We start from the raw sequence: 16,449 nt of genomic DNA on the forward strand, positions 1-16,449 counted from the left end.
CTACGGGTGGGCGGGCTTCGACGGCGTGTAGAGCCACGCGGTGAACAGCGCGCCGAGGTCGCGGCCCGAGACGCGCTCGGCGAGGGCGATGAACTCCTGCGTGGTCCCGTTGCCGTTGCGGTGGATCTGGGCCCACGAGCGAAGGATGCGGAAGAACTTCGCGTCGCCGACGGTCAGCCGCAGAGCGTGCAGCGTCATCGCGCCACGGTTGTAGACGGCGCCGATGAAGAGGTTCGGCGGGCCGGGGTCGGCGACCTTCGACTTCCACAGCGACGAGGTGGCCGGGGTCGCGTACCGCTGCTCGAAGATCTGCTGCGCGGTGCCCAGGCCCTCGCGCTCGCTCCAGAGCCACTCGGCGTAGGAGGCGAAGCCCTCGTTCAGCCAGATGTCCCGCCAGCGGTCCACGGCCACGCTGTCGCCGTACCACTGGTGGGCGAGCTCGTGAATCACGACGCTGTCGCCGTCTTCCTGCGTGCCGAAGTCCTGCGGCGTGTAGATCGGCCGGCCCTGGTTTTCCAGCGCGTAGTCCCACTCGCCGTCGGCGTCCACGACGCCGCCGGCCGCGCGGAACGGGTACGGCCCGAAGTAGCCGGACAGGAACTGGAGGATCTCCGGCTCGCGGGCGAACGACTTGGCCACCCGGTCGTACGTCTCCGCAGGCAGCGCCGGGTCGATCGCGTCGAAGAACTGAATCCCGTTCTTCCGGTACGACTTCACGTCGAACTTGCCGATCGCCGCCATGGCCAGGTACGTCGCCATCGGCTCGGCCTGCTCCCAGCGCCACGTCGTCCAGCCCCGCCCGGTCGAGCGGCCGGCCGGGGCGCCGTTGGAGATCGCCTGCAGGTCTTTCGGCACGGTCAGCGCGATGGAGAAGGACGCCTTGTCGCTCGGGTGGTCGTTGGACGGGAACCACGCCTGAGCGACATCGGGCTCGCCCAGGACGACCACCCCGTCGTCGGTGGTGAAGGCGCCGCCGTCGCCGAGGTCAGGGTCGTGGATCACCTTGGGCACGCCGTCGTAGACGATCCTGGTGTCGAAGGTGTGTCCCCTGCTCAGCGACCGGCGCGGGGTCACGGTCAACTCGGTGCCGGCGCGGGACCACTTCGCCCCGCGGCCGTCGACGGTGATCGACCGGATCGTCAGGCCGTCGAGGTCGAGGTTGAACGCCGACAGGCGCTGCGTCGCGATCGCCCGGATCTTCACCACGCCGGCCAGCGCGTCCGACGCCGGCGCGTACCTGATCGCCAGGTCGTAGTGCTTGACGTCGTAGCCGCCGTTGCCGTCCAGCGGGTAATAAGGGTCGCCCACGCCGGGCGATCCCGGCATTGCGGGCGAGGAGGAGGAGGTGGCGCCGGCGGGCGTGCCTGCCAGCACGACGGACGTCGATACCGCGAGGACCAGAGCCAAAGCCAGCTTTCGCGCCATGGAATCAAGCTATCGGTCGCGGCCGATCGGTGCATCAGGCCGCCGCGGCCATTTCGGCCAGGGTGGTCAGCGACCGCTCCAAGATCCGGCGCTGGTCGCCCAGCCGGTGCGCTTCGCGCTCGGGCACCTCGACCTCGACGTCGATGTCGGTGGCCTCGCCGTCCGCCCGCAGCCGCCATTGGAAGATCAGGTCGGAGACCAGGCAGGAGATCGTCACCCGGCCGTCGGCGGGTTCGGCCCCGAGGTGCTGGGCCATCGGGAAGTCCGGATAGCCCGCCGGCCACATCGTGTAGTCGCCCTCCGCGCCGATCGCGACGGTCTCGACCCCGGCCCACCACTCCGGGAACCGCGCCGGATCGTGCAAAAGCTTCCACACCTCCTCGACCGGTGCGGCGGCCCGTGCGGTCAGCGTGAAACTCGGCATCTCTGATCACCTCGGCGACGTCAGCGCGTTCCGCACGCGGGCCAGTTCCCGCTGCGGTTCGACCAGGCCGGCGACCGGCGGCCGGCCGAGGTCGACCAGGGCGGCCGTGTATCCCTCGGCGGTGGCCCCGGAGACGGCGCCGAGCATCGACCGCCAGCCTTCCGCGGCCTCCTCGAAACGGCGGCGGGCGAGCGCGAGATCGCCCCGGGACCGCGCGATGAGGCCCTGCACCCAGGCGATCCGCGGCACCAGCGCCCACGGCTGGTCGGCTCGGCCCACCGGTTCCAGCATGGCCGCGCGCAGTTGGGCGGCCGCGGCCGTCGCGTCGCCGGCCAGGGCGAGCGCCTCGGCCCGGTGCAGGCCCGCCGACGGGCGGCTGACCGGCGCCCGGCCGTCCAGGGCCTCGGCGAGCAGGGCGGCCGCCCCGGCGTGATCACCGGCGACGAGCGCCACCAGGCCGGCGTCGTGGGCGGCGGTGGCCGCGAGGGCGGGCGAGTCGAGTCGTCCCGCGACGGCGCGCTGCCGGCGGGTCGTCTCGGCCGCCTCGGCGTGCCGGCCGAGCCGGGCCAGCAGGTGCGCCCGGGCGGCCAGGCAGCTCAGCAGCAGCACCGGTACGGGTTCGGTGGTGTCGACCGCCCGGTCGGCGAGGGTGAGGGCCCCCTCGTGGTCGCCCAGGCACGCGAGGGCGCAGGCGGCGTTCAGCCACACCGCGAACGCCCGGTCCGGAAATCCGCGCCGCGCGGCGTCCGGACCGGCGCCCCGGGCGACGGCAACCGACTCGGCGAAGCGGCCCTGCCGGATCAGGCCCTGCATGCGGATCTCGGCGATGTCGGGACGGATGACCGGATCGGGGTTCGCGGGCAGGATCGCCTCGGCCGCCGCGAGCAGGTCGTCCGAGGAGGCCGGATCGCCGGCCACCGCTTCGCCCCAGGCCAGTCCGATCAGGATGTCGGCGCGGACGGCCGCGGTCGACGCGCCGGTCAGCGACGCCTCGGCGCGGTGGTAGGCGCGCAGCGACGCCTCGGGATGGCACACCACGGTGCGGAACTGCCGGCCGCGGCGGCACCAGGCCGGCGCGATCTCGTCGGGGTCGAGCAGGGAAAGAGCCCGCTCCCAGGCCGCCTCCATCTCGGTGCGGCGGCCCAGCCACGCCCAGACCTCCGCCAACTCGAGCCACAGCGCGCCGGCGTCCGGGGTGAGGCCGACGGCGCGGGACAGGAACTCGGCCGCCTCGGTGACGGCGCCGACCGAGCGGGCGTACGCCGCGGCGGCCGCCCACTCCTGCGCCGCCCGGTCGTCGCGGCCGGCCATGCTCAGGTGGTGCGCGACCTCGGCCGGGTCCCGCCGGTCGAGTGCGACGGCGATCCGGTCGTGCAGCGGCGCCGGATTCGGCAGGTCCGCGTACACGGCTTCGCGGAGCAGTTCGTGGCGGAAGCCCAGCCGTCCACCCCGGCGAACCAGCAGGCCGTCGGCGCTCGCGGCCTCTTCGGCCAGGCCGAGCCCGGGCACCCGCAGGCCGTCGAGCTCCGCTGCCGCCAACGGTCGCCCGGCCACGGCCAGCAGGTTGATCAGCATCTGGGCGTCCGCCGTGAGCAGTCCGCAGGTGGCCCGTACGGAGGTCCGCAGGTTCGGCGGCGGGCCCTCGCCACCGGCCGCGAGCACCCGGGCGCTCTCCACCGCGAGCAGCGGGTTGCCCTCGGCCGCCGCGATCACCCTGCCGACCATGGTGTCGTCGGCGGGCAGCAGCGACCGGGCGAGCGCGGCCACCTCGGCGTCGCTGATCGGGCCGACCGCGATGTCGGTGATGGGCACGGAGCGACCGGCCAGGTCGGCCAGCACGGCGTCCAGCTCCGGGCGGCACGGACGGTCCCGGCGGGTCACCACGAGCAGCAGCGGGAGATGAGCCAGCCGCCGTCCCACATGTGCGGTCAGCCGCAGGCTCGCCCGGTCCGCGCGGTGGGCGTCGTCGACGGCGATCATCGCGGGCCGGTCGGTGCACGACCACTCGACGAGGCGCAGCACCGACTCGAACACGCGCAACCGCTCCAGCTCGGGAGTGGTCACCGCGGGCGGCAGGTCGGGGCGTCCCAGCGGGGCGCCCAGGTCGGGCGACAGCCGGTTCAGCTCGACCGGCCAGTTCGCGCCGCGCGGTGGCGGCGCGACGGTGCCGGCGAGTTGACGTGCCAGCTCCAGCCACAGCGCGAACGGCGTCTCACCGACCACGCCGATGCCGGCGGCCACCGCGGCGCGCGCACCGCCCGCGCTCACCCGGTGGACCAGCTCGGCCAGCAGGCTCGTCTTGCCGATCCCGGCCTCGCCGGTCAGCACGACCACCTGTCCGGCGCCGTCGGCGGCGGCCCGCCAGACCGTGGTCAGCCGCTGCATCTGCGGGCCGCGGCCGAACAGCCCCGGACGGGCGACGGCGGTGGCGCCGGTCCGCAGCCGGGCGTGCGCCGCCCGGGTCGCCGGCGCCGGCCGTACCCCCAGTTCCGAGCGGAGAAGCTCGGTGAAGTCGCGCGCGGCGCGTACCGCGCCGGCCTTGTCGCCGGCGCCGGTCAGCCGGTCCAGCAGGGTGCGGTGAGCCGCTTCGTCCAGCGGGTCGAGCCGGCATCGCTCCCGGGTGAGCCGCACGGCGTCGTCCCACCGGCCGTCGCGTTCCGCCTCCGCGGCCATCGCGGCGAGGTCCTGTCCGCGCCGCTCGCGGTACGCCTCGCGGGCCTCGTCGGCCCACTCGTCGCCGACGCCCGGCAGCAGGTCGCCGTTGCCCGCCGCGGTGGCGGTGGGGTCGAGGACGTCCACCCAGATCTGCCCGGCCGGGATCCCGATCTCCAGGCGGGACGCGACGATCACGTCGGCGGCCGGCCCCCAGGCCTGGCGGATGTTCCACACCGAGGTCCGCAGGCTGGCCCGCGCACTGGCTTCGGGGACCTCCGGCCAGAGCCGCGCCGCGACCGTGGACCGCGGGTGGCATCCGGGGTGCAGGGCCAGCCAGCCGATCAACGCCCGGGCCCGCTCGCTGGACGGCATCGTCAGGGGCCGGCCGTCGGCCTCCACGGTCAGCGCACCCAGCAGTCGCAGCCGGAGCATGGCGTCAGCGTAGGCCCCGGCCGGACGGCTTTGACGCAGCGATGACGGAAACCCTACGGAAGGTGCGGAGGCTGACCTCGAACCGAAAGGAGCACACCATGAACACCATCGACACGACCTCCCTGAGCAAGGCCATCGAGACCCGCGACGCCGACGGCGTCCTCGCCTGGTACGCCGACGACGCCACGCTGACCGTGGTGGACCATGACCACCCGCCGGCCACGCCGCTCGTGCTCTCCGGGACCGAGGCGATCGGCGCCTACTACCGTGACGTCTGCGGCCGGAACATCAATCACGAGGTACGCGACATGGTGAGCACCGCCGACGCTCTCGCGTACACCCAGCACTGCCGGTACCCGGACGGGACGGCCGTGGTGTGTGCCTCGGTCGCCACCACCCGCGACGGCCGGATCAACAACCAGACCGCCGTCCAGGCCTGGGACAGCTGACGATCCTCACCCGGAGGCCATCCGGGCCGTTCGTGCCTGCTGGTAGGGGCAGCCGAGACCCGCGAAGACGACCGCGAGGCGGACGAGCGCGTCGCGGTCGCCGTGGGCGATCGCCGCGGCGCGCTCGACCATGGCGGTGGCGATCGGGTTGTCGCGGGCGGCGTGCCGGCTCCGCTCGATGCGGGCGGCCGCGTCGTCGCGGTGGTCGAGCACGGCCGCCTCCGCCCACAGCGCGGCATACCATGGCCGGCACGGTCCGACACCCACCGATCGGAACGGCTCGGCGTCATCGATGTCGGCCGCGAGCCGCCGCACGGCGGCCGCCGGGTCGTTGCGATGCAGGGCGAGCAGGCTGTCGAACACCGGTGGCCATCCCAGCACACATCCGGCGAGGTCGTCGGCGTCGGCGCCGAGGTCGATCGTCAGGCGGACCCAGGCTGCCCGCCGGTCGTCGTCGCCGCGTATGCCGTACGCCATCGCGACGGCGTACGAGCCCCGGGCCAGGTTGCGGGCGACGGGTCGCCCCGCGCGCTCCCAGCCGATGCGGAAGCGCTCTCCGGTTCGGATGACGTCGTCGAAGTGGCCGGCGAACGCGTCGACGAGCAGGCGCCGGCACATGGCCAGGTGGTCCTCGTCGCGGTAGAAGGGCAGCCCGGCCAGCAGCCGGGCGTCGGCGGCGGCGCCGGCCAGGTTGCCGGCGGCCAGGTCGGCCTCGACGGCCATGAGATGGCCGTCGCCGAACTCGAACCCGCTCAGCGGATCGACGGCGACCGTGTCGAGCACCTCGAGTCGCCGGCGCGCGACCCGTGCCGCCTCGGCGATGTCGTCATTGGCGAGGTTGACACCAGTCAAGTAATCCAGGGCGATGCTGTGCAGGATTCCGTCGCCGGCGCGTTCGGCGAGATGAACGGCCTGCCGGGCGTCGCCGAGGGCGGTCAGGTCGCGCCACCCGGTCGCCACCGCGAACGCCGCCCGGGCCGACGGGGAATCGTCCGACAGTGCACGCGCCTCGGTGATCAACGCGTCGGCTTCGGCCGGTGGGTGGGGTGTGGCCATGATGCCGGGCGCACGGTTGATGTACATCGCCATCGTCGCCAGGTCCCGCGCGGCGCCGGCTCGGTCGCCCGCCGAGATGGCGGCGCCGGCGGCCTTTCGCAGCAGCCGCAGGGCTTCGTCGCCGACGAAACGGCTGGCGGCCGCGCCCGCGGCCAGCCTCAGGTGGCCTGCCCGCCCGGCGGCCGTCGCGGCGAGCTCGGCGGCCTGTTCGTAGCCTCGCTGTGCCTGCGCCTGCCGCCCGCGCAGGAACAGCAGCCCGGCCAGCTCGGCGGCCAGCTCGGCCGCGCGCCCCCGTCGCCTCTCGTCGGCGGCCGACCAGGCGACCGCCGCTTCGACGTCGTCGACGACCCGGTCGAGCCGGGCGCACCAGACCTCGTCGATGTCGGCCGCGTCGCGGCGGCGGAGAGCGGCGACGGCCGTGCGGCACCACCGGTCGTGGCCGTCCCGGATCTGCTCGAGGTCGCCGGCCTGGTCGAGCCGCTCGATGCCGTACTGGCGGATCGTCTCCAACGCCCGGTACCTGGTCGGCTCGCCCCGCTCGACGACGAGCAGGCTGTGCTCGGCCAGCCGGGCCAGCCCGTCGACGACCTCCGCGCGCTCGCGGTCGCCGCCCGCGACGGCGCAGGCGGCGTCGACGTCGAACCAGGAGGCGAACACGCCCACCCGGCGCAGCAGCGCCTGATCGGCGGACGAGAGCAGGTCGTGGCTCCAGCCGATGGCGTCGCGCAGCGAGCCGTGGCGATCGGCTCCGCGGGTGTTCGCGGTCAGGAACCGCAGCCGCTGGCCGAGACCCGATTCCAGCCCGTCGAGGCCGAGCGCCGGGAACCGGGCCGCGGCCAGCTCGATGGCCAGCGCCATGCCGTCCAGCGCCCGGCACAGCGCGGCGACGCGCCCGGCGTCCATCGGCGCCGCGTCGCCGGTCACGGCCGCGACCCGGGCCGTGAACAGGTCGACGGCGTCGCCGCCGCCGGCGACGACCGACAGCCCCGGCACGACGTACACCCGCTCGTACGGGAGGAGGAGCCGGGTGCGGCTCGTCGCCAGCACGGTGATCTCCGGGCAGGCGGTGATGATCCGCTCGACGCAGGCGCGGACGCCGTCGAGAACGTGTTCGCAATTGTCCAGGACGAGCAGCGCGTCGCTGTCGGCGAGCACGGCTACCAGCGCCCGGTCGATCGACATGGTCCGCTGCTCGGGAACGCCGACCGTCTCGGCGACCACCGCGGTGACCATCGCCGGGTCCGTCACGTGGACCAGGTCCACGAACCACACTCCCTCGCGGCGGGCGGGAGAGACCTCGCCGGCGACGCTGAGGGCCAGCCGGGTCTTGCCGATCCCGCCCGGACCCGTAGCGGTCACCAGGCGGTGATCGGTGAGCGCCGCGGTGAGCGCCGCCCGCTCGCCGGTGCGGCCGATCAACGGAGTGACGGGCAAGGGCAGGCCGCGATGCCCGGACTTGACCAGAAGCCCCGGCATGGCGCCGGCATGCCGGGCCAGGCTGCGGCGATCGGAGAGGTGCAGCTTCCGGAGCATCGCGGACACATGGCCCTCGACGGTGCGCGCCGAGATGAACAAGGCACCCGCGATCTGCACATTTGTCAGATGCCGGGCAATCAGGACGAGGATCTCGGCCTCACGCGCCGTGAGCTCCGCGCCCTTGCCCGAATCCACCGTCGTCACGCCCTTCAGTGTCGCCCCCCGGGACACCCGTGCCGAGCACGGGTGTCCCGGACACGTGCTGGGCACGGATGTGCCGGCCGGTCCCGCACGGTGACCATCGGATCAACCACAGTTGAGGAGCAGATCCATGACCAGCACCGAGAACGCCACCCGCAACGGCGTCGACACTGCCACCCTGTTCGCCACGCTCGACGCGGTGCGGGCCGACGCCGACCTCGCCAAGTTCCAGTTCCGGGCGACGAACCGCTGGCTCAGCGGAACCCACAACCGATCGACGATCCACGGCTTCCACGGCGCGAAGCAGGAGATGACCCACCGGCAGCCGTTCACCTTCGACGCCGATCACCCGCCGGTGCTGGTCGGGTCGGACAACGGCCCGACGCCGGTCGAGTACCTGCTGCACGCGCTGGCCGCCTGCCTCACCGCGGGCATCGCGAACGTCGCCGCCGCTCGCGGTGTCGCCCTGACCGAGGTCTCCTCGACCGTCGAGGGCGACATCGACCTGCTGGGCATCCTCGGGCTCTCGGACGAGGTCCGCAACGGCTACCAGCAGATCAAGGTCAGCTTCCTGGTCCGGGGCGACGACCCGGAGAAGCTGCGCGCCGTCGTCGAGCAGTCGTGCCGCCGGTCGGCCGTGTTCGACGTCCTCACCAACGGCGTGCCGGTGTCGATCGACGTCAGCACCGACTGAGCCGATGCCACTCACGGATACGGTGATCATCGGCGCCGGCCACGCGGGCCTCGCGATGAGCCACTGCCTGGCCGAACGTGGCCTCGACCACGTCGTCCTCGAGCGGGGCTCGGTGGGCGAGCGCTGGCGGACCGCCCGGTGGGACAGCTTCCGGCTGCTCACCCCGAACTGGCTCACCCGGCTGCCGGGCTGGGTCTATGCGGGGCCGGAGCCGGACGGATTCATGACCGCGGGCGAGTTCGCCGATCACCTGTCCGGGTACGCCGCGTCGTTCGATGCCCCGATCCGGCCGTACACGCCGGTGGCCCGGGTCGAGCGCACGCCGGCCGGATTCCGGGTGTACACCCACCGCGGCGACTGGGTGGCGCGAACCGTGGTCATCGCCACCGGGTACCACAGCCGGGCGGCGGTTCCCGGCCTCGCCGCCCGGCTCGCGCCCGGGACGGCCCAGCTCACCCCCGCGCACTACCGGTCGCCATCGAGCCTGCCCGACGGCGGGGTGCTCGTCGTCGGCGCTTCGGCCTCGGGCGTCCAGATCGCCCACGAGCTGGCCCTGGCCGGGCGGCGGGTGGTGCTGGCGGTCGGTGGCCACACGCGGCTGCCCCGCCGGTACCGCGGCCAGGACATCCTCTGGTGGCTGGATCGGGCCGGCGCGCTGGACCGCGACATCGACGACGTACCGAACCCCGCGGCCGCACGGGCGGAGCCCTCGCTGCAACTCGCCGGCACATCGGACGCGCGCGGTATCGACCTCGGCGTGCTGCGGATGGCCGGCGTCGAGCTGGCCGGGCGGCTGCGGGCGCTGGACGGCGTCGTCGCCGGATTCGCCGACGACCTGGACGACAGTGTCGGCGCCGCACAGCACCGGTTGACCCGGGTCCTCGGCGAGATCGATCGTTACGCGGCCGCCACGCCGGGCACGGCCGCCGGGCCGCCCGATCGTCCACCCCCGATCGCCGTACCGGCGGCGCCATCGAGGGTGGACCTTCGGCGCGAAGGCATCGCGACGGTCGTCTGGGCGACCGGTTTCCGGCCTTCCTACCCATGGCTGGCGTTGCCCGCCCTCGACCATGGCGGCCAGATCCGCCACCGCCGCGGCCTGACCGCGGTGCCGGGGCTGTACGCGATCGGCCTGCGCTTCCAGAGCCGGCGCAACTCGACCTTCATCGACGGCGCCCGCCACGATGCCGCATATCTCGCCGACCGCATCGCCACCCGGCGCGCGCTGCGCTCCGCGGGGTGAACGGCGATGCCGGCCTACGACGTCATCATCGTCGGCGCCCGGGTCGCCGGGGCCGCGGCCGCGATGCTGCTGGCCCGGCAGGGACTGCGGGTGCTCGTGGCCGACCGCGACCGGTACGGCGCCGACACGCTGTCGACCCACGCGCTCATGAGGGGCGGCGTGTTCCTGCTGTCCCGGTGGGGCGTGCTCGACCGGGTCATCGAGGCCGGGACGCCTCCGGTCCGGCAGACCCGTTTCGACTTCGGCGCCGAGTCGGTGACGATCGGCATCAAGCCGGCCCACGGCGTCGACGCGTTGTACGCGCCGCGCCGTACGGTGCTCGACCGGGCCCTGGCCGACGCCGCCGAGGCCGCAGGCGCGGACATCCGATATGGCCTCAGCGTCACCGGTCTGCTGCGCGACGACTCGGGCCGGATCGCCGGGATCCATGGCCGCGACCGGGCCGGCGCCGCATTCACCGCCCGCGCCCGCCTGACGGTGGGTGCGGACGGAACCAGATCCATCGTGGCCCGCGAGGCCGGCGCCACCACGCTCCGCGCCGGCGCCGGCTGCGGCGCGATCGTCTACGGGTACTGGTCCCAGTTGTGCGCCGACGGCTACGAATGGTTCTACCGGCCCGGGCACAGCGCCGGCGTCATTCCGACCAACGCCGATCAGGTCTGCGTGTTCGCCGGGGTGCCGGCCCACCGGCTCGTCCGCGGCGACCTCCGGGCCACGTACCACCGCCTGCTCGCCGCCACCACCGGCGGCGCCGGGGACCGGCTGGCGCAGGCCCGTCCGCCCGGCCGGTTGCATACCTGGATCGGCCGGCCCAGCTACCTGCGACAAGCACACGGACCGGGCTGGGCGCTGATCGGCGACGCCGGGTCGTTCCTCGACCCGTTGAGCACCCACGGGATCACCGACGCCCTGCGCGACGCCGAGATCCTCGCCCGGTGCTTCACCCGAACCGGAACGGTCGACGATCTCGACGAGTTCGCCACCGTCCGCAGCACCATGTTCGACGTGGTGGACCGCATCGCGGGGTACGGCTGGGATCTTCCGCAGTTGCGCACGCATCTGCTTTCGCTGAGCGCGGCGATGAGCACCGAGCTGGAGCTCATCACCAACCTGGTACGCAAGTAGACCCCCGCCCCAGAAGGTGTCTGGGCTCAGAGCCCGAAGAGTGGCAGCGCGGGCAGCTCCGGGCGGTCCAGCCACTCGGTGAGCAGGTCGTCGACGGGGCCGGGGGTGAAGCGCCGGGCGTGCTCCCGGAACTCGTCGGTCGTCACCGTGCCGTGTTGGTGTTCGGCGACCCACGATCGCAGCATCGCGAAGAACGCCGGATCGCCGATCTTGGTGCGGAGGGCGTGCAGTGTCAGCGCGCCGCGCTTGTACACCCTCGGGTCGAACATGCGTTCCACGCCGGGGTTCGCGATGACGATGCTCGCCGGCTGCAGCGCGAGCCGGGCGTGCCACTGGGCGGCGTGGGCGTCCGCCGATGGGCCGCCCGAGACGGCGGACCACAGCCATTCGGCGTACGTGGCGAAGCCCTCGTTGAGCCAGATGTGCCGCCAGTCGGTGACCGTCAGACTGTTGCCGAACCACTGGTGGGCCAGCTCGTGGGCGACCAGCCGCTCGTGGGTGCGCCGCCCGTCGAGGTGGTTGCGCCCGAAGACGGCCATGCCCTGCGCCTCGATCGGGTCGTCCAGGTCGTCGTCGGCGACCACGACGACGTACTCCCGGAACGGGTACGGCCCGAACAGCCCTTCGAGGGCCGCCATGATCTCGCCGTGCCGCGCGAAGTCGTGGCCGAAGACCGTCCGCAGCCGGGGCGGGACCGCGGCTCGCTGGGTCACCCCGCCCGCGGACAGGTCCACCAGGTCGTACCGTCCGATCTGGACGCTCATGAGGTACGGGGAGGTGGGCTCGTTCCGTTCGAAGACCCAGGTCCGGGTGCCCGCGCCGCGGCGGCGGGAGACGAGGTCGCCGGTGACCACCACGGTGTACGGCGCCGGGGCGGTCAGCGTGACCAGGAAGGTGGCCTTGTCGGCGGGCCGATCGTTGCACGGGAACCAGGACGGCGCCCCGATCGGCTGGCTGGCCACCAACGCCCCGTCGGTCAGCTCGTCCCAGCCGATGTCGCCCCACCGGCTCGAGATGGGCGCCGGGCTCCCGGCGTACCGGATCTCGGTCTTGAAGGTGGCGCCGTAGGCGATCGGCCGTTCGGGTTTGATCCGGAGCTTGCCGAGCCGGTGGGTGAACCTCGCCGACCGGCCGTCCACGCGGACGTCCTGGACCCGGACGCGACCGAGATCGAGGCTGAACCGGGACAGCGACTGGACGGCCCGCGCCGTGATGACCGCCTTCCCGGCGAGCCGGTTCGTCATGACCCGGTAGTCGAGGTCGAGGTCGTAGTGGAGAACGCGGTACCCGCCGTTGCCGTGCGCGGGCAGGTACGAATCGGTCGAGCAGTCGGCGCCGGGCGTGGCGCCGAGCGGCCCCGCCCCCGGAGTCATGCCCAGTTCGCGATCGGGTTGCCCAGCCAACGGCTGTCCTCGGGCACGACGTCGCCGCGGGTGACCAGCGAGCCGGGCCCCACGGTGGTGCGCGCGCCGATGCTCGCGCCGGGCAGAACGATCCCGTGCGGGCCGAGCGTGGCGCCCGCGCCCAGAGTCACCTCGTCCATGCTCATGATCCGATCATGGAACAGGTGGGTCTGCACCACACAGCCCCGGTTGACGGTGGCGCCCGGCTCCAGCCGCACCAGGTCGTACTCCGGCAGCCAGAAGGTCTCCAGCCAAGCGCCCCGGCCGATCTTCGCGCCGAGCGTCCGCAGCCACATGCTCAGCAGGGGAGTGCCGGTGGCGAAGCGGAACAGCCACGGGGCCGCGAGCACCTCGACGAACGTGTCGGCGAGCTCGTTGCGCCAGACGAACGACGTCCACAGCGCGCGGTCGGCGACCCGGAATCGGCCCACCAGCAGCCACTTCGCGGCCGTCGCGATGAGCGCGGCGGCGATCGCCGCGACCAGCAGCACCGGTCCGGCGGCGAGTGCGGCCACCCAGGCGCCGGCAGCCTGCCAGACCCACGCGAGCGTCGCGAGGACGAGGACCGCCATAGCGCCGGCAAGCATCACCGGGACGATCCGGCACAGCTCGATCGCGGCCCGGGCCAGCTTGAGCCGCAGCGGAGGGTGGTAGGTGCGGCTGGTGTCGGCTGCCTCGACGGTACGGCGCAGCGGCATCGGCGGGGCGCCCAGCCACGACGAGCCCTTCTTCGCCTTGCGCGGCGCCGACGAGAGCACCCCCACCAAGCCGCGCTTGGGCACCGACCGGCCGGGCGCCGCCATGCCGGAGTTGCCGAGGAACGCCTGCTTGCCGATCCGGACCGGGGCCACCCGCAGCCAGCCGTGGCTCAGCTCGTACGTGGCGACCATCGTGTCGTCGGCCAGGAACGCCCCGTCGTCGACCGTCGTCATCGCCGGCAGCGCGAGCACCGTGGAAGCCTCCACGTCGCGGCCCACCTTGGCGCCCAGCAGCCGCAGCCACACCGGCGTGAACAGGCTGGCGTACATCGGGAAGAGCGCGAACCGGGCCATCCCCATCAGGCGCTCGGTCGTCCACACCTGCCACGCCACCCGCCCCCGGACGGGGTGGAAGCCGGCCCGCACACCGAGACCGAGCAGGCGCACCGCCACCAGGACGAGCAGGGCGTAGGTCAGGAAGTAGGCGACGGCCGCGACCGGGACCAGGAACAGCGAGGCGGCCAGCAGCACGAGGGCCGGAAGCAGCGCCACGACCGGCAGCAGGCTCAGCAGCTGCGCGGTCAGGCTGTACCAGCCCACCCAGAGCCGGGACCGGCGCTCGGGACGGTCGGCGGGCCAGGCGGCCGCGCCCTTGGCGGCGGGCGCGGCCGGCGAGCCGGCCCAGCGCTGGTTCGCCGGCACCGCACCGGTGACGGTCGACCCGGCGGCGATCTTCGCACCCTTGCCGACCCGGGCGCCGGGCATCAGCGTGCTCCGGGAGCCGATCCGGCTGCCCGCTCCGACGCGCAGCTTGCCGATCCGGACGACGTCGCCGTCGACCCAGTAGCCGGACAGGTCGACCTCGGGCTCGATCGCCGCGCCGCGGCCGAGCTTCAGCAGGCCGGTGACCGGCGGCGCGGAGTGCAGGTCGACGTCCCGGCCGATCTGTGCGCCGAGGGCCTTGGCGTACGTGATCATCCAGCCGGCCCCGGCAACGCCGGTCGCGCCGGTCAGCTCGGCCAGCCGCTCGGCCGCCCACAACCGCAGGTGGACGCCGCCGCCCCGCGGGTAGTCGCCCGGGCGTACGCCACGCAGCAGCAACCGCGCTCCCGCGGCCGCCACCGCGATCCGCCCGGGCGGGCTGAACAGCAGCACCCAGCCGGCCGCGATCCACCACCAGGAGACCTGCGGCGCCGACGGAACCAGAAGATTTCCCAGCGCCGCGAGCACGGTGATCCACCGCAGCCCGACGAGCGCGAGCATCGGCAGCATCAGCACGCCCTGGAGCAGCCCGGCCCGCAGGGGAGTGGGCCGGACCTCGCGGCGGACGGTCGCCGTCGTGTCCAGCGCGTCGATCACCGCCGCCATCTGCGACAGCCGCGGGTTCTGATAGACGCCGGCCACCGACACCTGCGGGTGCTTCCGCCGGATCCAGGCCACCAGCTGCGCCGCGCCGAGGCTGCTGCCACCGCTGCTGAAGAAGTCGGCGTCGGGCGTGGCCGGGCGCACGCCGAGAATCTGCTCCCAGCCGTCGGCGAGCCACTCCTGCGTCGCGGTCAGCTCGGCGTCCCCGCCGCCGGTGGCCAGGGGCCACGGCAGGGCGGCCCGGTCCACCTTTCCGGAAGTACGGGTCGGTAGCGCGTCCACCTCGGCGAGCAGGGGAACCAACGCGGCCGGCAACTGCTCGCGGATGCGTTCGGTGGCGGCGGCGGCGTCGAACCCCTCGCGCGGCACGACGTAGCCCACCAGCAGCTGATTGCCCGCCGCGGTCCGCTTCACCGCCGCGGCCGCGCCGGCGACCCCGGGCAGCGCCTGCAGCGCGGCATCGACCTCGCCCAGCTCGATCCGGCGCCCGCCGAGCTTCACCTGTTCGTCGCCGCGGCCCAGGAACAGCAGCCCCTCCGGCTCCGCGCGCACGATGTCGCCGCTGCGGTACGCCCGCGGCCACCCGAGGGCGGACAGCGGCGCGAACTTCTCGGCGTCCTTCGCGGCGTCGAGGTAGCGGGCCAGGCCGACCCCGCCGATGACCAGCTCGCCGGTCGCACCCATCGCGACCGGCACGCCGGCCGGGTCGACCACGGCGAGCTCCCAGCCGGCCAGCGGCAGCCCGATGCGTACCGGCCCCTCGCCGGTCATCCGCGTGGCGCAGGCGACCACGGTCGCCTCGGTGGGGCCGTACGTGTTCCAGACCTCGCGCCCCTCGACGGCCAGCCGCTCCGCGAGCTCCGGCGGGCACGCCTCGCCGCCGAAGATCAGCAGGTGGACGTCGTCGAGCGCCTCGACCGGCCACAGCGCGGCAAGGGTCGGCACCGTCGACACGACCGTGATGCGCTGCTCGGTCAGCCACGGGCCCAGGTCGACGCCGCTGCGCACGAGCGAGCGCGCGGCCGGCACCAGGCAGGCGCCGTGCCGCCAGGCGAGCCACATCTCCTCGCAGGACGCGTCGAAGGCCACCGACAGGCCCGCCAGGACGCGGTCCTCGGGGCCGAGCGGGGCGTCGTCGGCCAGGAACAGCTGCGCCTCGGCGTCGACGAACGCGGCCGCGGCGCCGTGCGAGACCGCCACGCCCTTCGGCGTGCCGGTGGACCCGGACGTGAAGATGATCCAGGCGTCGTCGGCCGGTTCCGGCCGTCCGGGCCGGCCGCCGGGGGTACGACGCAACGCCACGGTCAGCCCGTCACCGATGACCGCGCAGACGTCCGCCTCGCCGAAGACCAGCTCGGCGCGCTCCTCGGGGTCGTCCGCGTCCACAGGCACGTATGCCGCGCCGGCCGCCAGCACGCCGAGGATCGCGAGGTAGAGCTCGGCCGTGCCGGAGGAGACCCGGACGCCGACCCGGTCACCGACGCCGATTCCGTGCCCGCTCAGTCGTGAGCGCAGCGCCTCAGTCTCGTCGGCCAGCTCGCGATAGGTCAGCCTGGTGGCGCCGGTGTCGATCGCGCGGGCCGCCGGATGGGCGTGCACCGTCGCGTCCAGGATGTCGACCAGCGTGCGGCGGACCGGTGCGTACGGGGAGGTGAACAACGCCGGAGCCGCCGGCGCCTCGGCAATCTCGGGAAGGTCGATCGGCTGCAGATCGGTCGTCACGGTCACCGGGCGTGCTCCATCTTCACCTCGCGGGTCAACGTCGGCCAGGCGCGCAGCACTCAGCCGCCCGGGGGGCAGCGT

At 73.9% G+C, this 16,449-nt stretch carries 10 protein-coding genes; 4 read left to right on the forward strand and 6 right to left on the reverse strand.

What is annotated here, in order from left to right:
* From ACIA5D_RS28565 to ACIA5D_RS28575, 3 genes are read right to left on the reverse strand one after another with little or no spacing between them, the layout of a single operon-like run.
* Complete coding sequence (locus ACIA5D_RS28565; RefSeq protein ID WP_396033350.1) at positions 1-1,425, reverse strand: M1 family metallopeptidase; 1,425 nt, start codon at positions 1,423-1,425, stop codon at positions 1-3.
* A 34-nt stretch (positions 1,426-1,459) separates the two neighbouring features.
* On the reverse strand, positions 1,460-1,849 hold the full coding sequence (locus ACIA5D_RS28570) for an SRPBCC family protein (RefSeq protein ID WP_396033351.1): 390 nt from the start codon (positions 1,847-1,849) through the stop codon (positions 1,460-1,462).
* A gap of 6 nt (positions 1,850-1,855) precedes the next feature.
* Complete coding sequence (locus ACIA5D_RS28575) at positions 1,856-4,936, reverse strand: ATP-binding protein (RefSeq protein ID WP_396033352.1); 3,081 nt, start codon at positions 4,934-4,936, stop codon at positions 1,856-1,858.
* A gap of 98 nt (positions 4,937-5,034) precedes the next feature.
* Here ACIA5D_RS28575 and ACIA5D_RS28580 point away from each other — a divergent pair, with 98 nt between their 5' ends.
* The gene (locus ACIA5D_RS28580) at positions 5,035-5,385 is read left to right on the forward strand and encodes a nuclear transport factor 2 family protein (protein ID WP_396033353.1); all 351 of its coding nucleotides are present in this window, start codon (positions 5,035-5,037) and stop codon (positions 5,383-5,385) included.
* A 6-nt stretch (positions 5,386-5,391) separates the two neighbouring features.
* On the opposite strand, the gene ACIA5D_RS28585 is transcribed toward ACIA5D_RS28580, so the two are convergent.
* Positions 5,392-8,121, reverse strand: a complete 2,730-nt coding sequence (locus ACIA5D_RS28585) for an ATP-binding protein (protein ID WP_396033354.1) — start codon at positions 8,119-8,121, stop codon at positions 5,392-5,394.
* A 127-nt stretch (positions 8,122-8,248) separates the two neighbouring features.
* Here ACIA5D_RS28585 and ACIA5D_RS28590 point away from each other — a divergent pair, with 127 nt between their 5' ends.
* From ACIA5D_RS28590 to ACIA5D_RS28600, 3 genes are read left to right on the forward strand one after another with little or no spacing between them, the layout of a single operon-like run.
* Positions 8,249-8,812, forward strand: coding sequence for an OsmC family protein (locus ACIA5D_RS28590; RefSeq protein WP_396033355.1), 564 nt, complete (start codon positions 8,249-8,251; stop codon positions 8,810-8,812).
* Between the two features lie 4 nt (positions 8,813-8,816).
* A complete protein-coding gene (locus tag ACIA5D_RS28595; RefSeq protein ID WP_396033356.1) occupies positions 8,817-10,055 on the forward strand; it encodes an NAD(P)-binding domain-containing protein in 1,239 nt (412 codons plus the stop codon).
* Between the two features lie 6 nt (positions 10,056-10,061).
* Entirely contained in the window at positions 10,062-11,180 is a 1,119-nt protein-coding gene (locus ACIA5D_RS28600; protein ID WP_396033357.1) for an NAD(P)/FAD-dependent oxidoreductase, read from the forward strand.
* Between the two features lie 26 nt (positions 11,181-11,206).
* Here ACIA5D_RS28600 and ACIA5D_RS28605 read toward each other — a convergent pair whose 3' ends face one another.
* Together ACIA5D_RS28605 and ACIA5D_RS28610 are read right to left on the reverse strand one after the other, a co-directional pair.
* On the reverse strand, positions 11,207-12,553 hold the full coding sequence (locus ACIA5D_RS28605) for a M1 family metallopeptidase (RefSeq protein WP_396033358.1): 1,347 nt from the start codon (positions 12,551-12,553) through the stop codon (positions 11,207-11,209).
* Positions 12,550-16,368 carry a Pls/PosA family non-ribosomal peptide synthetase gene (locus ACIA5D_RS28610; protein WP_396033471.1) on the reverse strand — a complete coding sequence of 1,273 codons (3,819 nt, stop codon included), beginning with the start codon at positions 16,366-16,368 and terminating at the stop codon, positions 12,550-12,552. The genes ACIA5D_RS28605 and ACIA5D_RS28610 overlap by 4 nt, the downstream gene beginning before the upstream one ends.
* Positions 16,369-16,449: the final 81 nt, after the last annotated feature.

Origin of the sequence: Actinoplanes sp. NPDC051513 (genome assembly GCF_044454685.1) — a bacterium.
Taxonomy (GTDB): Bacteria; Actinomycetota; Actinomycetes; order Mycobacteriales; family Micromonosporaceae; genus Actinoplanes.